The organism is Pyxidicoccus caerfyrddinensis, assembly GCF_010894405.1.
Lineage (GTDB): Bacteria > Myxococcota > Myxococcia > Myxococcales > Myxococcaceae > Myxococcus > Myxococcus caerfyrddinensis.
In genome coordinates this window covers 218,479-241,672 of record NZ_JAAIYA010000002.1, presented here as the reverse complement: position 1 = coordinate 241,672, position 23,194 = coordinate 218,479, and the positions used below count along the sequence as shown (strand labels likewise).

Annotated in this window: 18 protein-coding genes; 4 read left to right on the top strand and 14 right to left on the bottom strand. The window is 71.5% G+C overall.

Features of this window, described 5'->3' with window-relative positions:
• Positions 1-51: 51 nt before the first annotated feature.
• The 4 genes from G4D86_RS04610 to G4D86_RS04595 form a co-directional block, all read right to left on the bottom strand.
• On the bottom strand, positions 52-843 hold the full coding sequence (locus G4D86_RS04610) for an energy transducer TonB (RefSeq protein WP_163989821.1): 792 nt from the start codon (positions 841-843) through the stop codon (positions 52-54).
• A gap of 10 nt (positions 844-853) precedes the next feature.
• Positions 854-1,282 (bottom strand): ExbD/TolR family protein, encoded by a 429-nt coding sequence (locus tag G4D86_RS04605; RefSeq protein WP_163989818.1) that lies wholly within the window; start codon positions 1,280-1,282, stop codon positions 854-856.
• A 2-nt stretch (positions 1,283-1,284) separates the two neighbouring features.
• Positions 1,285-1,956 (bottom strand): MotA/TolQ/ExbB proton channel family protein, encoded by a 672-nt coding sequence (locus G4D86_RS04600; RefSeq protein ID WP_163989815.1) that lies wholly within the window; start codon positions 1,954-1,956, stop codon positions 1,285-1,287.
• A gap of 72 nt (positions 1,957-2,028) precedes the next feature.
• Positions 2,029-2,862, bottom strand: a complete 834-nt coding sequence (locus G4D86_RS04595; protein WP_163989812.1) for a YARHG domain-containing protein — start codon at positions 2,860-2,862, stop codon at positions 2,029-2,031.
• 79 nt (positions 2,863-2,941) lie between these two features.
• On the opposite strand from G4D86_RS04595, the gene G4D86_RS04590 reads away from it, so the two are divergent.
• The 3 genes from G4D86_RS04590 to G4D86_RS04580 all read left to right on the top strand — a co-directional run bounded on the left by G4D86_RS04590 (position 2,942) and on the right by G4D86_RS04580 (position 5,591).
• Positions 2,942-4,429 carry a serine/threonine-protein kinase gene (locus tag G4D86_RS04590; RefSeq protein WP_163989809.1) on the top strand — a complete coding sequence of 496 codons (1,488 nt, stop codon included), beginning with the start codon at positions 2,942-2,944 and terminating at the stop codon, positions 4,427-4,429.
• A gap of 113 nt (positions 4,430-4,542) precedes the next feature.
• Positions 4,543-4,944, top strand: coding sequence for a hypothetical protein (locus tag G4D86_RS04585; RefSeq protein WP_205519458.1), 402 nt, complete (start codon positions 4,543-4,545; stop codon positions 4,942-4,944).
• Positions 4,945-4,946: 2 nt separating this feature from the next.
• Positions 4,947-5,591: a solute carrier organic anion transporter gene (locus tag G4D86_RS04580; protein ID WP_163989805.1), complete on the top strand. Its 645-nt coding sequence runs from the start codon at positions 4,947-4,949 to the stop codon at positions 5,589-5,591.
• Between the two features lie 69 nt (positions 5,592-5,660).
• Here the strand turns inward: G4D86_RS04580 and G4D86_RS04575 are convergent, their stop codons facing one another.
• The 10 genes from G4D86_RS04575 to G4D86_RS04530 form a co-directional block, all read right to left on the bottom strand.
• Complete coding sequence (locus G4D86_RS04575; protein WP_205519457.1) at positions 5,661-6,497, bottom strand: Hint domain-containing protein; 837 nt, start codon at positions 6,495-6,497, stop codon at positions 5,661-5,663.
• A 36-nt stretch (positions 6,498-6,533) separates the two neighbouring features.
• On the bottom strand, positions 6,534-8,117 hold the full coding sequence (locus tag G4D86_RS04570) for a M4 family metallopeptidase (RefSeq protein WP_240360045.1): 1,584 nt from the start codon (positions 8,115-8,117) through the stop codon (positions 6,534-6,536).
• A gap of 240 nt (positions 8,118-8,357) precedes the next feature.
• A complete protein-coding gene (locus tag G4D86_RS04565) occupies positions 8,358-9,221 on the bottom strand; it encodes a hypothetical protein (protein WP_240360044.1) in 864 nt (287 codons plus the stop codon).
• A 53-nt stretch (positions 9,222-9,274) separates the two neighbouring features.
• Positions 9,275-11,008 (bottom strand): M1 aminopeptidase family protein, encoded by a 1,734-nt coding sequence (locus G4D86_RS04560; protein WP_163989795.1) that lies wholly within the window; start codon positions 11,006-11,008, stop codon positions 9,275-9,277.
• Positions 11,009-11,153: 145 nt separating this feature from the next.
• Entirely contained in the window at positions 11,154-11,990 is an 837-nt protein-coding gene (locus tag G4D86_RS04555; protein ID WP_163989793.1) for a Hint domain-containing protein, read from the bottom strand.
• A gap of 255 nt (positions 11,991-12,245) precedes the next feature.
• Complete coding sequence (locus tag G4D86_RS04550; RefSeq protein WP_163989790.1) at positions 12,246-12,623, bottom strand: hypothetical protein; 378 nt, start codon at positions 12,621-12,623, stop codon at positions 12,246-12,248.
• A gap of 93 nt (positions 12,624-12,716) precedes the next feature.
• The gene (locus G4D86_RS04545; protein WP_163989787.1) at positions 12,717-15,068 is read right to left on the bottom strand and encodes a hypothetical protein; all 2,352 of its coding nucleotides are present in this window, start codon (positions 15,066-15,068) and stop codon (positions 12,717-12,719) included.
• Between the two features lie 61 nt (positions 15,069-15,129).
• Positions 15,130-16,164: an effector-associated domain EAD1-containing protein gene (locus G4D86_RS04540; protein ID WP_163989784.1), complete on the bottom strand. Its 1,035-nt coding sequence runs from the start codon at positions 16,162-16,164 to the stop codon at positions 15,130-15,132.
• Between the two features lie 174 nt (positions 16,165-16,338).
• Positions 16,339-18,789, bottom strand: a complete 2,451-nt coding sequence (locus tag G4D86_RS04535; RefSeq protein WP_240360043.1) for an alpha-2-macroglobulin family protein — start codon at positions 18,787-18,789, stop codon at positions 16,339-16,341.
• Positions 18,786-21,881 (bottom strand): MG2 domain-containing protein, encoded by a 3,096-nt coding sequence (locus tag G4D86_RS04530; RefSeq protein WP_205519456.1) that lies wholly within the window; start codon positions 21,879-21,881, stop codon positions 18,786-18,788. The genes G4D86_RS04535 and G4D86_RS04530 overlap by 4 nt, the downstream gene beginning before the upstream one ends.
• A 122-nt stretch (positions 21,882-22,003) precedes the next feature.
• Between G4D86_RS04530 and G4D86_RS04525 the strand changes: the two genes are divergently transcribed.
• Complete coding sequence (locus G4D86_RS04525) at positions 22,004-23,194, top strand: hypothetical protein (RefSeq protein ID WP_163989776.1); 1,191 nt, start codon at positions 22,004-22,006, stop codon at positions 23,192-23,194.

Sequence of the window (23,194 nt, the reverse complement as noted above, 5' to 3'; positions counted from 1 at the left end):
CCCCGCGCAGCCCTTCCTCGCTCCGCCCCTCTCTCAGCGGGAGAGGGAGCGTCAGTCGAGAAGGAAGGTGTAGGAGTACTTCATCTCCGTGGAGACGGCCTCGCCGCCCTTGATGGCCGGCTTGAAACGGAAGCGTTTGATGGCGTCCCTGGCCGCCTCGTTCAGGCCGTAGCCCGGCCCGTTGAGAATCTTCGCGGCCACCACCCGGCCCTCGTTGTCGATGGTGATGGACAGCGTCACCGTGCCTTCGATTCCGGCGCGGCGCGCCTCGTCGGGGTAGGGAATCTTCACCTCGGAGGCCACGGTGGGCTCGGAGTCCACCTGGTAGATGGGCGTGTACTTCGGCGCGCTATAGGCCCTCACCTCCTGCGGGGCCTTCGCCTTGTCGGCGGTGCGGCCGTAGAGGGTGTTGCCCACCGGCGCGGCGAAGCTGCCCGCGCTCGTGGTGGAGGACATGGACATGCCCACCACCAGCGGCGCCGGCTTCGCGGCCGGAGGAGGCGTTTCGTTGGGCGGAGGCGGCGCATCCACCGGGGGAGGAGGCAGGGGCCTGGGCGCCTCGGCCACCTTCACCGGGGGAGGACGCACGCGCACCTTCGGCGGAGGCGGCGGCTCGGGCTTCGGCTCCTCCTTCACCACCGGCGGCGGGGGCGGCTTCTGCACCTCCACCATCACCAGCTCCACCGGCCGCTGCACCACCGGACGGTCCACGCGCCGGTTGTGCAGCACCACCAGCGCCAGCCCGTGCAGCGCGAGCGAGCCGACCACGAAGCCCACCAGCAGCCCGTTGCCTCCGCGCCTCGGCGCCACCCACGCCCTGTCGTCGAGCACCAGCTCACTCATGGGATTCGCGTCAGCCCCGCGGAGCGGTGGGCGCGACGTCCTTTTCGATGTTGAGCGCGAACTTCGCGACGCCCTGGCCCTTCACCACGTCGATGAGCTTCATGACGCGGCCGTAGGGAATGGACTGGTCGGCGCTGATGATGGCGCGGGTGTCCTTGTCCTTCGCCACCTGCTCGGCCACCTTCACGGACAGGTCGGCCTCGCTCACCTCGGTGCCGTCGAAGAAGAGCTTGCCCTCCTTGTCGAGCACCACGTTGACCAGGCCCTGCACCGTCTCGCCGCCGTTGGCCGCGCGGGGCAGGTCCACCTCCACCGTCTCGCGGACGATGAAGTTGGCCGTCACCATGAAGATGATGAGCAGCACCAGCACGATGTCCACCAGCGGCGTGACGTTGATGCCGGTGATTTCCTCGTCGTTGTCCTGCGCGCTACCGGCCATGACTAGCGGACCTCCGCGCGGAGGCTGCCCACCAGCGCGTGGCCCAGCGCATTGGCGCGGCTGGTGAGCGTCTTGAGCTGGCGGTTGAAGACGTTGAAGGCCACCACCGCCGGAATCGCGACGGCCAGGCCCACCGCCGTGGCGACGAGCGCCTCGGAGATGCCGGCCATCACCGTCTGCTGAATCGCCGCGCCCTTGGCCCCCATGGAGCCCAAATCATGGAAGGCCTTGATGATGCCGAGCACCGTGCCGAACAGGCCGATGAAGGGCGCGTTGTTGCCCAGCGTGCCGAGGAAGGACAGGAAGCGCTCATACTGGGGACGCTCACGCGCCATGGTGGAGGCAATCACCTGCTCCACGGTGTCCGCGCCCTGGGAGGAGGAAGCGAGGCCCTCGCGGATGATGGCGGCCTCCATGCCCTTCTTGCCCTGGATGGCGACGCGCACCGCCTCCAATTCGCCGCGCGCGAGGCGCACCGCCAGGCCTTCCGAGTCCGACAGCCGGTTGCGGGAGAAGTACACCGCCCGCTCCAACATGATGGCGATGGAGAGCACCGAAAGGCACACCAGGACCCACAGCACCCACTCGGCGGAGCTGAGCGTCACCCCGAGCAGCTTGCTGCTGAGCCAGCCCAGGTTTTCGGGCGCCTGGGCGAAGACGGCGATGGACGACATGTTTTTCCCCTCGTGAACCACGTTGGCGCGAAGGGAACACCGGGCCTTCCGAAATGTGTCACCCGGGACTTTTCAGCCCTTCTTTCCCGCCTTCGTCTCGGCGGCCTGGATGAGGTCCAGGTGCTGCTGGTCCTCGGGCGTGAGACGTGCGTCCGTGTAGGCAGGGTCCGGCTGGTACCAGGGCTCCTGGGTGAAGAAGTCCTGGAGGTCCTTCGCCTGGAAGACGCGGCCACGGCGGGCATACACGGCGTTCCGCAAGACGCGGAGCTGCGCCGGGGACAGCAGCACGAGCGCATCCGCCGGCAGCTTGCCCTCCAGCGAGCGGATGGCGGCGGAGAGGAGGAGGTTCTGCCCGTAGGGGCATGACAGGCCCTTGCGCGCGTCCGCGGGCTTCATGCCCGAGGGCAGCGGCCAGAGCTGGTCCAGCGTCACGTCCTCCAGGGCCAGCTCGGAGATGACGGTGTAGTGCTCGCAGTAGGCATAGAGCGCACGGGTGAAGGCGGCGGCGTCCCCTTCCGTCGTCTTGACCAGCGTGTCCCACAGCGGCGCGCGGCCCGCGGCCACCATGACGGGGCGGACCTTCGCGCGCACCGAGGTGTCCGCATAGGACTGGGAGCCGAGCAGCAGGTTGATGGCTCCCTTGGAGAGCGCCTTGTCCTTCGACGCGGCCACCAGCGCGTCCACGCCCAGGCGGAAGGACTCCGGCGTCTGGTCGCCCTGCTTCACATTCTTGTACGAGAGCCCCCGCATGCAGCTGAGCGCGTCCACCTTGCTGGGACGACCCTCCTCACACTTCGAGAAGTCTTGCGGCGTGGCCCTGCCCAACAGCACCCTGGGGTACAGGTCGACCTCACACAGACAGCTGCTCGCCAGGGCGCTGGGGGCGGCGAGCGACAAAGCGAGCACGGTGAAACATCCGAGGCGACTGATGGGCAGTTTCATACGCTGGGAACGATAGCCTACGCTCAGCGTAGGAGACTCCCTCTTGTCCTTCCTCCTCTATCCCTCGCGGGAGCGCACCGTCTTCCAGGATGGCGCCCCCCTGCTGTGGCAGCTCGGGCCCTACGTGGCGCTCTTCCAGCGGCCGGAGCTGGGGACCACAGGCGCGCTGCTCGCGCGGCGCGTGGAGGAGGACGGCAGCGAGCACGGCGACGTGCTCATCCACCAGCTCCCCGCCGGCTCCGCGCGCACCCAGGATGCGGCGGCCGTCTTCCACGAGGAGTGGCGGCTGGCGACGCTCCTGTCGCATCCGAACATCCTCCGCACGCAGGACACGTGGCTCGACACCCAGGACGGCGCGCCCCGGCCGCTGTTCTTCCAGGTCGTCACCGACTACGTGCCGGGCGAGACGCTCTCCACCGTGCTCGCCGCGCTGGACGCGAAGAGCGCGCGCCTGCCCATGTCGGTGGCGCTGTCCCTGGTCGCGCAGGTGGCGCACGGGCTGCACGCCGCGCACGAGGCCACGGACGCGGCAGGAAAGCCGCTGGGAGTTCTGCACCGGGACGTGGCGCCCGCGCACGTGCTGCTCGGGTACGACGGCGGGGTGAGGCTGTCTGGCTTTGGCATTGCCCGCACCGCCGTGCGGCTGATGAGCGGCCCCATCTTCAAGCACGTGGGCTCGCAGCCACCGGAGGCGCAGCGCAAGGGCAGCGGGCAGGTGGACCGGCGCGCGGACGTATATGGACTGGGCGTGACGCTCTACGAGGCGCTCACCGGCGTGGACCCGTTCCGGCGCCCGCTGGACTACGACTCGCTGAAGGCGGCGATGAGCGGGGACGCGCCGCCGCCGAGCAAGCACCTGCCCGAGCTGTCGCCCATGGTGGACGCGGTGGTGATGCGCGCCATGGCACCGAAGGCCGAGGACCGCTACGCCACCGCCGCCGAGTTCGCCCGCGCGCTGGAGGCGCTGCGCACCACGCTGACGACGGTGGACGCGCGCGAGGAGCTGGCGGCGTTCCTCTTCGAGCTGTTCGGTGAGGAGCGGATTCGCGCTCGCACGCGGGTGCCGACGCTGGCGGAGCTGCGTGGCCGGGCCGCCGCGGCCGCCGCGCTGGAGGCCCTGCCCCCTGCTTCGGAGCAGGAACCGGAGGACGCGGTGGCGCCCGCTCCGAGCCGGGGGACGCGCTTCATTCCGCACTCACGGCTGATGATTCTCTACGGCGGCTTCCTGCTGCTCATCGTGTCCGCGGTGCTGACGCGGGTGGCGAAGACGCGCGAGTCCTTCGTCGCGGAGGTGACGGAGTTCGCCCACGAGGGACAGGTGCGGGCGGTGTCGTGCCTGGGCGGAGACGGAGCGAAGCGCGTGCCGGTGCAACTCACGCTGGACGGCCAGGGCCGCGCCGAGGCGAAGGTGGCGGGGCCGCTGGCGGGCACCGTGGCCGCGCGCTGCATCGAGGATGCGCTGACGGCGCTCCCCTACCCTCGCAAGCGTGGCATGCCGGTGACGGTGGAAGTGGCGAGCGGCGGACCGTGAGACATCACTGAGCCCTCCGCCGCCGAGCAGTGATAAGGGCTTTCCACCATTACTCAACCAATAAATCTTCAGCAAAATGAAAGTCTCAACTCCATTCATTTGCTGAGGGATTGATGAAGACTTGGCTTCCCCTGGCCGTGCTCTTCCTGGGTGTTGGCGGTACAGCCCAGGCCCAGATTTCCTACCGATGCGGCTCCGATGACCGGCTGACGCCGCAGCAGGCGGTGGGCCGGAATGCCTGGGCCCGCAAATGCGGGTACATCTCCGCGACGCGCGAGACGTCGCTCAACTCGGACGGCTCGTATCAGGTGTTTGCCAATGGCTGCTTCTCGCAGCCCTGCGCGGACAGGAACGCGAGCTGTACCTACTTCGTCCCTGCCTCCGCCAGCGCGCCCTGCATCGGCGGGCTGACGCTGGTGGGCTCGTGCTGGGCCCTGGAGTCCATGCACCCCGTGGACCGGTACCTGGCGCTCATCGAGTCGCCCCTGCCCCTCTTCCCGGGAAGGGACTCCTGACCATGCGAACGCCCTTCAGAGCGGTGCTCGTCCTGCTGGCGACAGCTTGGCTCACGGCGTGCGGGCCCCAGCTGCCGGAGGAAGTCCCCGGGACGCCCGAGGCCACCGCGCAGTCGCGCGCGGCGATGGAGATGTGTCCGCAGGTCCCCCTGAGCGAGGACGGCGCCAGCCTGTATCAAGACCCGTACTGCGAGCCCGGCTACTACTGCGGCGACGGCTCCTGCCAGTACTTCGAGGACTGGACGAGCTGTCCCTATGACTGCCCGGCCCCCTCCTACTGCGGGGACGGCTGGTGCAACACCGCCGTCGGCGAGCGGGAGACGAGCTGCGCGGCGGACTGCTACTGCGGCGACGGCATCTGCAACAGCGACGAGTCCGTCAGCCTCTGCCCGAAGGACTGCGGCTGCCCCAACCTGTGCGGCAACGGCGTCTGCAACAACAACGAGGGGACGGCGACCTGCCCCGGAGACTGCGGCACGCTCTGCGGCGACGGCGTCTGCAACGGCGGCGAATCCCAGGGCAGCTGCCCGTCCGACTGCCACACCTGCGGCGACGGCATCTGCACCTACCCGGAGACGCGCGTCAACTGCAGGGCTGATTGCTACGTCAGCCCGTGCATCTACCAGCAGTGCCCCATCGAGCCGTAGCCCTCCTTCTTCCGGAGACGGGACGGTGCCCGGGCCACCTGAGCCCGGGCACCTCCCGCCAGGCGTCAGCTACAGGCCGCTGACGTCCAGCGCGTCACGCACGGACAGGCGGTAGTCGTCGGCCGCCCACTCGTTCTGGAAGCGCACGGAGCCGGTGAGGAAGCCCTCCGCGCTCATGACGTTCTCCGTCTTGTCATGGCTCTCGGGGCGCACGTTCCACACCTTGCCCTTGTAGTTGAACACGGTCACCGAGGAGAGCGGGAGCACCTTGCCGTCGGAGCCCAGGAGCGTGTCGCCCACCTTCAGCGTCTTCGCCTTCACCATGACGCCATCGCCGGTGAGCATGGGGTGCTCGGCGGTGACCTCGATGCGGCGGCCGTCGGCGGACTTCAGCACGAAGATGTCCTCCTGCGTGTCGCCCGCCACGTAGCTACGGATGGGCTGCTGGGAGAAGTCGATGGCGTCCAGTTGCGAGCCCGCCGTCAGCGCGGTGACGGTGGACACGCCGGACTCGTACGCGTCCGGCACGGTCAGCAGGCGGCCGTTGAAGTCCAGGTGCTGGGAGGGCGTGAAGCAGCCCGCCACGCAGGTGCCCAGCTTGGTCAGCCCCCCGATACAGGCGTCGGCCTCGGTGACGGGCACGTAGAAGGTGCACGTGGAGCCGGCGGGGACGTTGGGGTACGTGTTGCAGCCGTTGACGTAGACCTGGTACTCGGTCTCGCCATTGAGGTACTGCTCGCGCTGCGGGGTGATGTAGCCGCACTTGCGGGACCACGCGTTGCGGCCCTTCGCCAGATCAATCGTTGCCAGCTGGTCGTCCTGGTAACACCGCGCACTGAGTTGCGCCATCGCGGTCGTCGACACGCAGGTGGCGGCAACCACGAGCGCCATGAGAGCATTCTTCATGTCATCTCCTCATCGTTGTGTGTGTTTGCACTGCGACTACGGCACGCCCACAGCACTCCAGGCATTGCGGACGGAATTCACCACCGAGGCGTCGTACCGGTCCTGCGCGGCCTGGATGGTCCACGCGCGGGCCTGGGACATGGTGGTGGTGGAAGTGAAGTAGTTGCTGTTCGCGAAGTAGAAGGTCTGCGCGGCGCGGTTCATGCCCAGGCCCGCGACGTTGACGGCGGTCTTGCCACGCGGGTGCGTGCCGCCCGTCACGAGCAGCTTGAAGGCCAGGTTCGGGATGCCCGAGTTCCAGTGCACGCCGCCGTTGTCGGAGCCGCCCGTGTAGCGCTCGGGGTAGTAGTCCTTGGAGGAGCCGTCCTGCGTGGGGTTGCCCATGTAGCGCAGGGCGTCCCCGCCGATGCCGGGCGTCCAGATGTCCTCGCCAATCTTCCAGACGTCCGCGTCCAGCGGGTTGCCGCGCGCCCAGTTCTCGCAGATGGCCGCCGCGATGTCCGACAGGCTCTCGTTCAGCGCGCCGGACTCGCTCTGGTAGATGAGGCCCGACTCGTACTGCGTCACCGCGTGGGTAATCTCGTGGGCGACCACGTCCAGATCACGGCCGAGCTGGCCCGAGTTCACGTTGTCGCCGTCGCCGAAGACAATCTGGAAGCCGTCCCAGTACGCGTTGACGTAGCCCTGGCCGTAGTGGACGGTGCTGGTGATTTGAGCGCCGTGGTCGTCGAACGAGTCACGCCCGAAGATGGTCTCGTAGCAGGCGTACGTCGTGCCGATGTGATCGTAGTTCATGTCGATGTGGGCGTCGCCCGTCGCGCCCCCGCCCTCGGGGCGGCGCAGCGTGCCCGGCGTCACCCACTGGTTGTTGGCCGAGTACAGCTGCCGGTTGCGCGTGGAGTGAATCTGCGGCCGGACCTGGAGCACCCCGCCATTGGTGGCGTCCACGTACACGAGGTCCCTCACGGGCTCGCCCTCGCGGGTGCCGGTGACGGTGACTTCGTACGCCAGGGACAGGTCGCCCTTGTCGCCGAGGACGTAGACGCTCCGCGGAGCGCCGCGCGCCGACAGGGTGCCCGAGCCCGCGAGCGCCGCCGCCTGCGCGACCTCGGGGCCCACGCGCGTCAGGGCCTGAGGCTCGTGCGCGCCGCGCGCGCTGCCGTTGACCGCGTACGCCTCGCCCGCGGCGTTGACGTGGAGGATGAGCTCGCCGCCCACGACGGGCAGGCCGTTGTGCGTCTGGTCATAGCGGGCGTGGAGGAAGCCCTGGTCGTCCGAGCGCACCGAGCGCAGGCGCAGCTCGTCCGCGCCAAGCAGGAACGCGGGCGCCACCCGCTCCAGCACCGGCAGCAGCGCCGGACCGGCCGCCGTCGTGTCGCGCAGCCCCTTGCCCGCGAACGACGTGTCCACCTTCCCGAAGCTGCCCCGGATGAACGTGGGCACGCCTCCCGCGCCCTGGTCCACCACCTCGACGCGGCCCAGCGCGGCGAGCGCCGCCTGCACTCCGTCCGCGCGCGGCTGCGCCTGCCCGTCATTGGCGGCGCCCTCCGGTGCGCCACACGCCACGCCCAGTGCCACACAGCAAGCCCCGATGAGTCCCTGCTTCCACGTACGAGTCACGGATTGCTCCTTGGTGTCGGTAGGTACGGTGCTGCTACTGCGCCCGTGCATGCGGGCAGACCGGTGCCATTCCGGGCGGGAGCGGAGGCAAGTCCGGTCCGCCGGTTGCGAGCTGTCGACGCGTCGAGGACACACGCCTCCCGAGCACCTCGAAGGGCAGGCGCGGGAGGGGACGCGGATGTCGGGTTCAGCGCGCGCTCAACGGTTCCGTGCCTTCCGGGCGCGGCGCCGCGTGCGCAATCACAGGTGCTGCGTCAGTCGCTTCACCTCGTCCTGCGTTGCGCCGGCCTCGGCCAGCCCCGCGATGAGCGCCTCGCGCAGGAGGCTCATCAACTTCGGGTTGTCGAGCCGCGCATAGGTGTCCACCGCGAGCTGCCGGTCCAGCTGCGCCAGGCGGAAGAGGATGTCGTACTTCTCCCCCACCAGCGCCTTCTTCGCGGTGTCGGAAAGAGACGTGTCGATGGGCGCGAGCGCCAGCTCCACCATGGCGTCCCGGGCCCCGGTGTCCTTGGCTGCCGCCGAGTCGAGGATGTCAATCATCGACATCCGCTCGAGGACGGCGTCGGGCTTGCTCTCCAGGAACTGCGTGCCCTCGGGCAGCGCGGCCAGCGCAGCCGGGTCCGCCAGCTCCGCCTTCAGCGCGGACAGCCGGGCCGGGCCGGCCTTCGCGAACTCCTGCAGGAGGGTGTCCTCGCGGAAGAAGGCGTCGAAGCGGCCGACGCGGTATTGGTGGGCGGCCTGGCGCACGAGCTCGCGTTGCTGGGCCTGGGTGCGTGCGTCCTCCGAAGACGAGGGCGAGGGCGCGAGCGCGGACGTGGGCGCGGCCCCGGCAACGGGCGCGGGACGGCCCGGCGCGGAGGGAGCGCCCAGGGCCACGGGTCGGGAGGAGGAGGACGCCGTCGGCGTGGCCGGCCCGGCCGCCACCGTCGCGGAGCCTCCACCAGCCACCGCGCCGGGCGACGTCGCCGGTGACGGCGGCCCCAGCCAGCAGAAGGCCGCGTACGCCCCGGCGCCCGCCAGCAGGAGCAGCCCGAGCCCGGGCCCTCCCCACAGGCCGCGCAAGGACCGCTGCTTCGAGCTTCCATCCATACCGTTTGAAGCCATGCGCATACCCCCTCGTTCTCCGACTGCCGCGTTCGACTCCGATGACTCCAGGCTCAGAAGTTCCAGCGCTTCGGGGCGGCCTCCCTCACGGTGCCCAGGAACCTGCGATTGACGACCCGGCTGTCCGGGTCCACCGTCACCTGCACCACGGGCTCGGGGAAGGGCACGGTGACGCTGAGGGTGGCGCTGGTGGGTGCGAGCCCATAGTCCAGGGACACGTCCTGCGTCTGGGTGGCCCCCGCCACGCGGACCTTCAGGTGCACCGGGTAGGCGCGGCCGCTGAACGACAGCTGCACGGCGGTGACGGTGAGCTGGCCGTCCTCCACCCGCGTCGTCACGTTGAAGTAGGGCCAGTCCGGCTCGCCGTTGCCCAGCACCCATGCATCGAAGTAGGGCCCCAGGGTGCCCGGGGGCAGCGCCGCGGCCGACTCCAGCGACTCGCGCAGGAACTCGGTGCCGCGCGCGCCGGGCGACAGCAGGAACTGCTGGATGGCGCGGATGACGGTGTCCTGGCCGCCCGGCAGCATGTCCTCCAGCTGCAGGAACAGGAGCATGGGCCCGGTGCCGTACACCTCCGAGGCGAAGGACAGGTACGGCTGGGGCGCGTCCAGCGGCCGGGGGTAGAGGTAGGACGTGCGGGCCATCCGGTCCCAGTAGGCGCGCGTCTGGGCCGCGTCCGAGCTCCAGTGCCGCAGCTCATAGATATACGTGAGGTACTCCGCGATGGCTTCCTTCCAGGCAAAGTCATACGCGTCCGCCAGGGTGGTGCGGTTGCCCGCCCACTGATGCACGATTTCATGCATCAACGTGTGACGCGTCATGTCTGCGTACTCGCCGCGCAGCGTCGGCAGGTCCTCACGGAGGAGGATGTTGGCGGGATGCTCCAGCCCGAGCCATTCGGTGGGCCCTCCCGCGATGCGCAGCCGGGTGCCATAGGGCAGCGGCCCGAGCAGCCCCTGAATCCACCCCACGTAGTCCCGCAGGACGTTCTGGTCGAGCGTCGCCGCGATGCGGCCGCCCGGCACCTCGAAGAACTGCAGGCGCGTGCCGTTGATGTCCAGCGACAGGGACTGGGTCCAGGCCGGGTTGGCGGCGATGCCGAACGACGAGTACGTGGGCGCCTGGGCGCCCACCAGCTCGCAGTGGGTGGTGGTGGTGTTGGGCGTGTCCCGGCGCCCCGGGCAGAGCACCACCTGGCCCGCGTCATGCCTCACGTTGAAGACGAAGTGGGCCAGCTGGTCCGGGGCGTCGTCGCACAGCCCCAGGCGGTCGCACTGCTGCACCCAGCCCAGGAGGTATGAGAAGGAATTGCCCCAGCGGTCCTGCTTCCGGGAGAAACCCACCTGGGTGAAGTCATACGTCTGCTCGGGGACGACGAAGTCCGCCTCCAGGCGCACCTGTCCCGCGAAGATGGCGGCCCCGCAGATGCGCACGGCGCCATCCTCCAGCGTCTCGAAGCGCGTGGCCGGCACGTTGTTCCACTTCACGTCGGTGAGGCCCGCGGGGCCCTTGAGCACATGACAGTCCCCGCCGGGAGGTGGGACGTCCAGGAGCAGCAGGGAATGGGCCGTGCGCGCCGGGGCGTTCGCGGGCCGCAGGTCGAGGCTGTACTCGTAGCGGGTCACCTTCGCGGAGAGGAAATCCCCCGTGCGCAGGTCCTCCTGCCCGGGGCCCGCCCCGCCGCAACCCGACACGAGGCTGGCCGTGCCGAGCACGAGGGCCCACAGCGCAACGTGAAGCCCGAGCCTTCCCGCACGGCTTCGCTGGACGAATCGCATCGACATCATGTCCCCTGGCATTTCCGGGTGGAGAAACAGGTCCGGCAGTCGAGATGGTTGAAACGGTATCCGCCGGGGGGCGGGGCCCGGAAGCGGAGGAACGCCGCGACGTCCGGCGCCCACCGCTCCGCGGGGCCCGCCCGGGTGGATTGGATTACAGGCCCTGGGTGTCGAAGTCGTCACGCAGCGACAGCCGGAAGCTCTCCTGCGCCCACTCGTTCTGGAAGCGCACCGAGCCCGTCAGCAGGCCTTCGACGTTGAGGATGTTCTCCTTCTTGTCGTGGCTGGCGGGCTGGACGTTCCAGACCTGGCCCTCGTAGGCGAAGACGCTGACGCTCGTGAGCGTCACCTTCTTGCCCTCGGCGGTGAGCAGCTTGTCACCGACCTTGAGCGTCTTGGCCTTCACCACCGTGCCCGACTCGTCCACCATGGGGTGCTCGGAGGTGACCTGGACCTCGTGCCCCGCGCTGGTCTTCAGGAGGAAGATGTCCTCCTTCGTGTCGCCCACGATGAACGTGCGGATGGGCTGCTCCGAGAAGCGCGGCGCGAAGGACTCGGAGTCCCGCGTGAGGCCAGCCACCGTCACCTTGCCCGTGGCGTACGCGTCCGCGATGCCGGTGAACTCGCCGTTGAAGACGAGCTTCTCACCGGGCGTGTAGCAGCCGACGTAGCACTTGCCGAGCTTGTACAGGCCAGCGATGCAGGCCGCGGCCTCGCTGGTGGGGACGTAGAACTGACAGTCGGAGCCGGCGGGGATGCTCGGATAGGCGGAACAGCCATGGGCGAACACGATGTATTCGCCCTCCATGTTCATGTTCGTCTCCTGGTAGGTGCTCGCATAGCCGCACTTGCGTGCCCAGGCATTGCGACCCATGCCCAGCTCGTAGGTGGTGAGCTGGTCATCCTGATAGCAGCGGGTGGCCAACTGGGCCGACGCCGTGGAGGAAAGTCCAACGAACAGCAGTAACGCCAACATTGGAATGCTACGCATGCACTACCCCCTCTGCCGCTATGCAGGATTAAGCCGATTAGCGGCACAATCCATATACTCCCCCAGCAAAGACTGTCAACACTCAGAGTGAATAGATACAAGTACTTACGGAGTCGATACAGGCACCATGACGTAGAGGGAAATACCTAGACACATCCCCTTAGACGCGGTTGTGTCACGTCTGCTCGAGACACAAAAAAACCCCGGAGGTGCAACGGCCGGGGCGTTTTGCTTCGAGGGGTATGACGCGTTGTCTCAGGCCAGGCGCTCCTCCCGGCCGCTTCCGCCGCGGAAGTAGTCGCTGAGCTTCGCGCCTTCGCTGGAGGAGGTGCGTGCCACGGCCGCGGGCTTCTCTCCCGTGACGGCCTCCACCGCCTTCTTGAGGAGCAACGGCAGGGCGGCGCCGACGATGAGGTACTGGCGCGCGGGCAAGTCTCCATCCCCCGCGAACCACGCCCAGACGGCCAGGCCGGAGCCGACAATCATCAAACCGGTGACGACCCAGTACCCCACGGATTTGATGAGCTGTTTGTAGCGCGGCGTCGCGAGGTGCTCGCGCAGGCCATACCAATGCAGCAGTTCCTGGAGCGCGCTGCCCAGCGCTCCGACAAGGATGATTTCCAAGGTGCTCATGACACTCCCCAGGTCTGTGTCTCCATGGGGCTGGAGGGAACAACCGGGGGATGTGACGCGGGGGGCGGAGCTTCCGCCCGGACGCCCGCCGGCTCAGGAACCCGGGGCGCCCGGCTTCTCCACCCGCGTGAGCAGGCCGGCGAGTCCCTCGAAGGTGGCGTTGCCCACCTGGTGCAGGCCGAAGCCCCAGAGGAAGGCCGTCATGCCCGCGCCGAAGCCGCCCCACGTGGGCGAGAAGACGTTGAGGAGCTGGAGCCCCAGCGCCACCGCCACGCCGGTGAGCAGCAATAGCAGGCCCAGCTCCACCATCCACATGTGCCGCGGTGACGGCAGCGGGATGCCCTCGAAGTCGGCCAGCGCGGGCAGGCCGGCCGGGGCTTCCGGCAACGAGGGGAGGCTGCCCCCCGTGGGCGCGCCAGGGCTCGCGACTGGCGGCGAGGTACCTTCCCCCCCGTCCACCAGCGCCTCCATGACGACACCGGTCGCGGCACGGAAGGGCTGTTGGTAGCGGGCGAAGGCGATGCGCGCCTCGTCGTACCGCAGCGCGGCCTCGTGCGGCGCCTCCGATGCGAGCGCCTTGTGCGCCTCGCCCAGCTTCGCGCTCACGGCGTCCAGCGTGGCCAGCTGCGCGTCCGTGGAGGCCTCCTCGCGCGCCCGCTCCACCTCCCCGCGCAGCTCCTTGACGAGCCGGCGCACGTAGACGGCGTGGGCCCCCTGATACAGGCGGAAGGCATCATCCACGCTGGCGTCGGCCAGGGCCCGTGCCTGCCGCAGCCGCTCCTTCACGTCCGTCGTCAGCTCGCGCCACTCCTCGGCATCGAAGCCGCGCGGCGGATGGACGGCGGCCACCGCCGTGGACAGCTCCTCGCACAGGATGTCGAAGTACGAGCGGCGGGCCAGCTCGAGCTGATGCCGCGCCGTCCCCACGTCCGAGCGGTCGAGCTTGTCGCCCACCGTGTCGAGCAGCGGCAACAGCTCGTACGTGAGCCGGAAGCCCAGGGAGTCATCCTCTCCACGCTGCTTCACCAGCGCGCGCGCCTGCCGGGTCATGTCCTCCAGCTGCGCCTTCAGCCCCGCGCTCGCGAGCCCCACCACGTCCAGCTCCCGCACCGACTTGAGTCGCGCGTCGAGCTGCTCGGTGGAGGTGTCCGGGCCGCGCAGCGCGTCTTCGACTTCGTCGAGCAGCTTGCTGGCCTGCGGGGGACGGACCGCCTCCGGCAGCGCGCGCAGCTTCTTCGAGGCGTCGCACCAGGCCTCGTAGAGCCGCAGCCGGGGCTCCACCGCCGCCAGCTCCGCGTCGCCCACGCGGATGCCGCGCACCGGCTTGCGAATCTCCGACACCAGCGTGTCCACCTGGGCCCGCACCGCGCGGCCCACCTCCTGCGCGTCCTTGTCCTGTCCCGACATGAGCGCCTGGAGGCGGCGGCGCAAGCCCAGGGCCCTCTGCAGGCGCTGCGCCCGGGGCCGGATGCGCTGCGTGTACAGCCGCACCGCGTACGACGAGAGCGCCCCCAGCGCGATGAGCAGCGCGCCCCACGTCCACGGCGAGCGCACCCAGACGGTGAAGGACTGCTCCACGGGCACGCCCGCCGGCACGGCCACGCGCACTGTGCCGGTGTACTCGCCCGGCCCGTCCAGCCCGCGCAGCTTCAGCACCAGCGCGCCGCTGCCGTGCGCGCCCACGGGGATGCGCCCCTGCAGCGAGCCCATGTCCTGGACCCCCCCGTCCGCCAGCACGCCCTCCACCGCGAAGTCGGCGCCCTCGAAGTCCGGCTGCACCAGCGCCGTGCCCAGGTCCGGCGCCTTGCGCTGGAGGTTGAGCAGCCGGGGCGCGGAGAGGAACCCCGCGACGCCCGCCGTCTCCTTGAAGGGCAGCCGCACCGTGGCGTCCACCGAGTGCCAGCCCCACCCCGATGAGGCCACCGCCGGGGACGCCGCGACGAATTGCAGCGTGGGCGCCGCCTGGACGCGGGTGACGGTGAGCGCCGTGGTCTCACGCCCTCCCGCGTGAATCAGCACCACCTGTCCCGTGTAGTCGCCCACCACCGGCAGCTTCCCGGACACCTCGACGTGGAGCGGCTGCCGCGCGGTGAGGCTCGCGGTGGCGCCACCGTCCGCGGCCCCGCTCACCGTGGCGGTCAGCGGCACCTGCACGCCGTCCTGCGACTGGAGCGGGTCCACCAGCACCGTCACCCCGCCGGGCACTTCTTCGTCCACGCTCACGCCGCCATCCGTCGCCACGGTGGACAGCAGGTCCACGCGCAGCACGTGCCGGAAGTCCTCCGACGGCGTGCGCAGCTTCACCTCGTTGCTGGCGTTGGCGCCGGCCACGCGCAGCCGGGACGTCTGCGCATGGGCGGACATCCACGGAGCGGTGAGCAGCAGGCACAGGGCGAGGCGCGCGCCACGGCGGAAGACGGAGGAACGGCGGGAGGCGGGTTCCATCCACCGACGATAGCAGGCAAGCCCCACGGCTCCAGTTCACGCCCCGGGCGCCCCTGCCCCTTCAGCCCCATCCGAGCACGTCGAGCACCTCCCGGGACAGGCTGTCGCGGATGGTGTCGGTGGGGATGCCCTCGTTATGGCCCAGCGAGGACGGCATGCGCGGGCCTCCGCTGTGGTGCAGCGCGGCCAGACGCAAGTCCCGCGTGAAGCACGGCGCGCCCGAGGAGCCCGGCGCCGTGCAGGGGCGGTACGCCACGCGCGTGCGGGACGCGTTGACGCCGAGGAACTCGTCCACGGCCACGCTCATCGGCCGGCCCTCCGGGTGCTGGACGATGAGCACCAGACTGCCGGGCAGGAAGGGCTCACGCGCGCGGGGCAGCTCCAGCCAGCCTCGCTGCTCGCCGTCCACGTGCGCCTCGCCCGGGAGGCCCTCCACCTGGAGGAAGGCGTAGTCCAATTCGTCCGTCCGGGCCTCGCGGGGCCTGGGGTGCATCAGGTCCGCGGGGCTGTAGCGGCTGTGCGCCAGGCACTTCGTCACCCGGTACACCGTGCCTGACTGGAGCAGCGTGCGGCCCGGCAGCACCTTGTGGTCGAAGCGCACGCGCAGCGACTCCAGCAGCTTGTTCTCGATGACGTGAAAGTTGGTGAGGACGACGTTGGGCGACACGAGGAAGCCGGTGCCCAGCGCCGCGCCCACCTGGGGCTCCACGCGGCACACCCGCCGCTCAATCGCCGCCAGCCGCCGCCGCCAGGCCTCCGGCGCGCCGCCCATCCGCCCGTGGCCGAAGAGGCGCTCCAGGCTGACGCGGGGAATGCTCCGCTCCACGGACGCGAGGTAGGCCTGGACGAAGCGGAACAGCCGCCGGTGGCGGGGGTGGGCCTCGTACGCGCCCGTCACCAGCTCGCGCGTCCACCCCTCCGACTCCGCGCGGTGGATGAGCTCGAAGATGCGCTCACGCGCGCTGCCGGAAGCCACGAGCGCCTCCAGCCCCTCGCGCCGGGCGGACTCCACCACGCGGCGCAGCTCCTCCAACGAGGGGAAGGCGCTGGTCAGCACCCGCAACAGCTCGTCTTTTTCCGCGCCGTCGAGCTCCATGGTTGTCACCCGCGACGAGGCCATCCACGAGGCAGGCCGGCCTCGTGACGCTCACGAAAATGTGCCGCATCCCAGGAGTGGAATCACGCGGGGCCCGTACCCAGACGGTGCTGATCGGACACTTTCGCGAGCCCGGTGTCCACGGCAGTGCCCTCGGGGGCAGGGGTGGGTCGCTCAGCGCACCGCCCATATAGTGGGAGGTACGTAGGAGATCAGGTCCGGCCGTGACACCACCTTCAGCGACGAGGCCCCTCCCTGCAGCGTGCCGGCCAGCGTGGGGATGACGCGGAAGCGGGCCTGGAAGGGCTCGCCCGCTCCCCGGGGTGGCAGCTTCAGCGTCACCGCGCCGTCCTCGGCGTCCCAGGACGACACCCGCCCCTCGGCCACCAGCGCGTCGAGGCTGGCCGGGTCCACCTGCACGCCGGCGGGCAGCCCATGGCGCAGCTCCAGCGCCAGGCCGGACGGGGTGGACGCTTCCACCACCACCTCCGCCGGCTGCCCCACCTTCGCCTCCGTGGGGCCCTTCACCACCAGCTCCAGCCCGCCCTGCGACTCCGGCTTCCACGGCACGGCGGCGGCCAGCGCCAGCGAGAAGCCCAGCCCCGGCACCGCGGGCTCCGCGCGCACCGTCCACGCGTGCGCGCCGCCCGAGCCCGGTGCCGCCGCCTCCAGCGCCAGCACCTCGCGCAGCGCCTTCGCGTCGTAGGTGCCCTCGGTGATGACCTGGCCGTCGCGCTCCAGCACCACGCGCACGCGGGCGGGCAGCGGCTCGCGGAAGAGGGACACCACCGCGCGCAGCGCCAGCCGGTTGGCGCGTCCGCCGCCCCAGCCCAGGGCGGGTGCGTAGGTGGAGAGCAGCGACGCGCCCAGGTCCGCCAGCGGCGCCTTCGTGTCTCCCTCCAGCGCCAGCACCGCCAGCGCGGTGGCCTCCGCCTCCGAGGGCGTCCCGCCGCTGGCGTCCACCACGCCCGCCTCCACCGGCAGGTACGCCGTGCCGCCGTCGCGCGTCTTCACCGCGTCGCGCACCTGGGTGCGCAGGTCGTCCTTCAGCGAGCCCGTCACCGCGCCGCTCGCCAGCAGCGCCGCCGCGGTGTAGCCGTCCTTCACGTGGGCCCGGTTGCGCTCCAGCGCGCCCGTGGCCTTCGCGGTGAAGAGGGCCGCCCGGCGCTTGCCTTCCGGCGTCCCCGCCGCCGCATTCACGGCGCGCGTGCAGTCCGCGGTGGCCACCAGCAGCCGCTGCAGCGTCCAGCCGTCGCCGCCCTGGCAGGTGCCGTCCGGGAGCTGCGCCGCCGCCACCTTCGCGGCCAGCCGCTCGCCCAGGCGGGAGAGCACCACGTTGTCCGGGTGGGCCAGCGCGCCTTCCGCCAGCAGCGCCGCCGTGGACACGTCCGGCGCCCGGCCCTCGCGCAGCGCGCGCTGCGTGGCCTGGGCCAGCACCTTGCGCATCGCCTCCACGTCCACGACGCCCTCCACCGGCTGGGGCGGCATGGCCATGCGCTTCGCGCTCCCCGAGGTGAGCGCCTTCAGCGCCTCCGCCGACTGCGTCTCGCCCAGCGCGGCGAGCAGCTCCGGCGAGCGGCCGACGAGCATCAGCGTGTAGGCCACGTCCGCCGCGCCCTCGCGTCCGCCCGCGGCGGCCAGCTCCGAGCGCAGCACGCCCAGCGCGCCGGGGTACACGAGCAGCCGCACGCGCTCACTGCCGGCCTGCGCGTCGGCGGGCCCCTCCAGGCTCACCGTGCGCGGCGCCGCCAGCGTGCCGCCGCGCTGCTTCACCACAGGCCGCCCGGTGGGCCACACGTCGAAGTCCCGCACCACCGTGTCCGCGCTCCCCAGCGTCGCGCGCACGGCCACCGCGCCCGGCCCGGCCGCGCGCACCGTCACGTACTCCACCACGCTGCCCCGGGCCGGCACGCGCACCGTGCGGCTGCCGCCCTCCACCGTCGCGCCCTGGGCCTCCACCTTCAGCGGCGCCTCCACGGCGGCGTCCGTCGTGTTCACCACCTGCACCGCCAGCCGCGCCGAGTCCCCCGCGCGGAGGAAGGGCGGCAGCACCGGGTCCACGTACGTGGGCAGCGTGCCGGCGAAGCCCGACACCGTGCCCGCCTGCGCCCCCGAGCGCGAGTGCGCCAGCGCCAGCACCCGCCAGCGCGTCAGCCGGTCCGGCACGCGCACCGGCACCGTCGCCGCGCCGGAGGCATCCGTCACCACCAGCGGCTCGAAGAGGAACGTCTCCGGGAACCAGGCGCGGCTCGGCGCGGAGCCCTCCGCCGGAGCCTCGTTCGGTTCCTCACGCCCTCCCCGGTCCGTCTTCTTCATGTCGATGTTGGCACTGCGAAGCTTCCCTCCTCCGCCGGGCGCTCCGGCGAAGGAGTCGGCCACGGCCTCCTCCATCTCCACCGGCATCGGCGGCGAGGAAGGAGCCGGGGCGGCGGCCAGCACCGGGGCACCCTCCGCGCCGTCGGCGAACGCGGACGTGGTTGTCATATCCTTCAGGGCGAAGCTCTGCCCCGCGGGCTCCGCGGAACGGCTGGCACTGCCGACCAGCCGGAACCCGAGCAGCAGCAGGAAGGCCAGCACGGCCCCCAGCACCACGCCCACCGTCCCCATCATCAACGTGCGCTTCATGGCGCCTCCCGGGCGACCCACGCGTTCCAGTTCTCCACGTCCTCCGGCAGCCGCGTCCCGCTCGTCACCACCGCCCGTGGGTCGGTGAGGGCCAGCAAGTCTTGCGGCAGCCGCGACAGCCGCAGCCGGCGGCCGAACGCGTCCGTCACCTTCTCGCCGCGCTGCTCACACCCCTCCAGCGCGCCGTCCCACAGCTTCGCGAGGTCCTCCGGGTCCAGCGTCTCGCCCTCGGGCGCCTTCTCCTCCCACGCCCGCACCCGCGCGTGCAGCTCCGCGAGCACCGCGTAGAAGGGGTCCGTCAGCTCCGCGGACGGATCGAAGGGCATCGCCGCGCTCACCGACACCGCCGGCTCGCCTTCCTCGCGCCGGGGCACCGCGCTCACGCGCAGCAGCGCCGCGGCCGCCGCGTTGGAGCCACGGATGCGCCCCATGGCCAGCGCCTGCCCGTCCAGCACGCCGAAGGCCGACGAGGCCATGCTCGGCGCGAGCCGCACGGAGTCCAGCGACTCCGCCCCTGGCAGCGGCGTGAGCTGCGCCAGCGTCTCGTCCACGCCGAAGAGACCCACCGCGGCCGGGCCTTCCTTGCCATCCACCCGCGTGCGGAGCTGGAGGCGGGCCAGCTCGCCGGGCGCGTACACCGGCTTCTCCGGCGACACCTCCACGGAGAGCTGGGCGCGCGGCGGCACGTACACCCGCGCCACCGCACCCTCCCACTGCGCCTCGGCCCAGCCCTCGAAGTCCGCGGGCAGCCGGAAGCGCACCGAGCGCGAGCCCCTGTCCACCTTCGCCTCCAGCGCCGTCGCTCCCGCCTGGAGCACCAGCTTCTCCGGCAGCTGGCCCACGTAGTGGGGGCCGCGCATCAGGTCGATGCGCACCTCGTCCCCCGCGCGCGCCTGCACCGGCGTGGCCCGCAGGCGCGTGTTCGGCAGCTGCGCCGGGCGCAGCACCAGCTTCGTCTCCCCCGCGGCCTTGCCCTCCACCTTCGCGCTCACGCTCAGCTCGTAGCCAGGGAAGACGGTGGCCTGGGCCGGCCCGTCCTCGCCCGAGCTGCCCGCCGGATACGCGGTGAGGTGCGCCACGCCCAGGGCCTCGCCCCGGTTCGCATCCGCACCCTGCACGGGCAGCCTCAGCCGCGAGAAGCGCTCCTGGATGCAGGGCAGCACCGACGCCGGCAGCGCGCCCTCCTGCTTCGGCAGCGACACCCACGAGGCCGCGACTTCGGGCCCCGTCTTCGCCAGCCGCCAGCTCAGCGCGACGGGCAGCGGCGCCTCCGCCGCGAGCTCGCGAGGCAGGCACGCACGGGCGTCCTTCGCCGCCGTGGCCAGCACGGCCGACAGGTGCGAGCCCTCGCCGAAGGCCTCCTCCAGCTCCACCTCCAGCCGGGGCAGGCCCGGGTCCCTCACCTCGAGCTGCATCGCCAGCACGCGCTCCCGGCCGGGCGGCAGTACGCGCGAGCGCAGCGCCGTGGCGAGACACGCCGCCAGCGGGCCCTCCTCGCCCGCCACGTCCACCACCGCGCCGCCCGCGCCCACGCGCACGCCCAGCGCGACGCTGGCGTCACCGTCGTCCGGCTCCACGAAGCGCGCGCACGCGAAGAGCGACGGCAGCCAGCCCTCCACCGCGAGCTGGTCCTTCAGCGACGGCTCGGTGTTCTCGTTCAGCAAGTCCCTCAGGCCGTTCAGCTCCACCGAGGGCGGCGGAGGCGGCCGGCGCACCGGCATGGGCGGCACCACCACGTTGACGGGCGGGCCCGGGTCCAGCTGGAAGGCGGCCACGCCGTCCTCGTCCGCCACCGCGCGCACGCCCTCGTCGCGAGCGTCCCACGTGCGCTTCACCGTCAGCTCCGCGCCGGGCAGCACGCGGCCGTCCGCGGTGGTGGCGCGCAGGTAGACGCGGTTGCTGAAGCCGGCCACCAGCCCGTCCTCCAGCTCCGTCACGGCGGACACGGCGATGGCGTCCTCGGCCAGCAGCAGCGACACCGCGCCCTGCACCCGGTCTCCCGCCGCGTCCTTCGCCGCCACGCTCGCGCTCAGTCGCGCGTTGCCACGCAGGTCCGCGGGCACGCGCGGCAGTGTCACCCGGAAGCGCCCCGCGGCGTCGGTGCGCGCATGCTGGGGCAGCCCGCCGTCGAGCCAGCCCACCGGCGGCGGCCAGGCCCCCGACGCGTCCCAGTCCAGCTCCACCTCGGCGTCCGCCACCGGCGCACCCGAGGAGTAGACCACCTGCCCCTCCACCTCCGGCGCGTCGCCGGCACGCCAGAAGGGGCGCGGGCTGCTCGCCTCCACGCGGAAGCGCGGCAGGGTGAAGGGCTCCACCTTGAAGTGCGCCTGCGCCGGGGTGCCGTTGCTCACCCAGCTCACCGTCCACGTCCCGGTGGCGGCGCCCCTGTCCAACGGGAAGCTGCCGGCCACCACGCCCCAGGGGCCCGCGGGCGCGCGCTCCTCCAACACCACCTCGCCGGACGGGTCCGTCAGCGTCCACGTCCCGGGCCGGCCGTCCAGCGGCGACAGGTCCTTCGCGCGCAGCGCCACCGCGCGGAAGCGCACCTCGTTGCCGGGCTCGTACAGCGGCCGGTCCGTCAGCACGTGCACGCGCGCGGGCGCATATAAAGGTAGCGCCGCGTCCACCAGGTCCGTGCCCAGCGGCGTGGTGACGCGGGCGCGCAGCCGGTAGTCACCGTCCGGCACCTGCGGCAGCGCCACGCGCGTCACCAGCGGCCCGTAGCCCTCCCGCTTCCAGCCGTGCTCCTTGTCCGGCGGCAGCGGCGTCTCCTTGCCGTCCGCGTCCACGAGGAACAGCTCGGCGGAGCCGCGCAGCACCGGCACGTCCATCATGCCGCTGTAGCGAGGACTGGGCGCGTGCGCCTCCGCCACGACGGACACCTGGCCCGTCGCCCCGCGAGACAGCCCGTCCGCGCTCACGCGCACTGTCTGCCGCATCTGCCCGTCCGGGCAGTACGGCATGGGCACGCCGTGCAGCAGGTAGGAGGACAGGCAGACCTCGAACGAGAGCAGGGTCAAAAAGCCCCCGGCAGCCAGACCGGCGAGCCCCCCGATGAACAACGGGAGCCGGCCTCGGAAACGTTGCGTCATGCATCCTCCCCTGCCCCGCACTCTATGCCGGGAAACACACGCTCTGCCGAGCCCCCCTCTTTTCGCGCTCCGGTGGCACTGCGCTAGGGTGCCGCACCTGCCTGCTGTCTCCCCACCCCACCATGCCCGCGCCGACGCCCAAGTCCCGACCTCCCCAGGACGCCCTGCCCTCGCGGCTGGAGGCGCTGCTGGAGTCCCTCACAGACCGTCACCTCGCGGACCGGCTGGAGCGCGTGCACCGCGCGGCCGCCGTGGCCATCGACCGGCTGGGACACCTGAGCATCGCGAAGTACGAGCCGACGTCGGTGGAGCCGGACGGCGGCGCGGACCTGTCGCTGTGGGAGACGATGGCGCCCGCCATCGGCGACACGCTGGTGGGCGTCAATCAGCTCGTCGCCGCCATCCACAAGGAGTTCCCCCCGCCCTCGCGCCCGGCCGGCGCGAGCGAGGGCTGGGCCCCTCCGCCCGCCAGCTCGGACGAGCGGCTGGCGCAGGAGGTGGAGGCGGTGCTGCACTCCATCGCCGCGCTGCTGGCGAAGCGCGTGGGTGAGCTGGGCCTGCAGATGCGCCGCCCCGAGGTGGTGAGCGACCGCTGGACGCTGATGGCCGAGCTGCAGGCCTCCCGCGCCGACTTCAGCGTGCGCATCGGCGACCTCGTATACCTCACCGCGGCGACCTTCGAGGACGTGCGCCGCGAGGACGTGGTGCCCGGCTACACGCACCAGGTGGCCGCGCGGGCCGCCCTGCGCGCGGCGGCGGCGGACCTGCGCCGCTCCCTGCAAGGAAGGCTGGAGCGCGCCGCGAAGGCGGAGGCCCGCGCGCGCCCCGCGCTGGCGAAGCAGGTGGCGGAGAGCCTGTCCTCCTTCGTCTCGCTGCCCGCCTCGGTGGCGCTGCGCACGCCGCAGAAGCGCCAGATTCTGGAGCTGCGCGCGCGCCTGCTGGAGACGGCCTCCAGCGCGGAGCTGGAGCAGGACGCGCTGCCGGCGCTGGTGGAGCCCTTCCTCGTGGCCCTGGAGGGGCACATGGAGGAGGTGACGCGCACGTGGCTCATCGTGCACGACCGCGCGGTGTGGGCGGCGTGTGGGGTGAAGCTGGAGCAGGGGGAGATGCACCTGTCTCTCGGCTCGCCAGGCGCGGCGCGCGCGGTGGTGGACGCGGTGGACGCGGCGGGCGCGCTCCAGGGGCGCGTGGGCGCCTTCGACGTCTTCCTGCGCAAGGCGCGCCAGCAGACCACCGAGGGCCTGGACGAGGCAGGGACGCGGGAGCTGCTCGCGCTCTTCCGGGAGCGGCTCGCGGCCCTGCCGTTCAGCTGA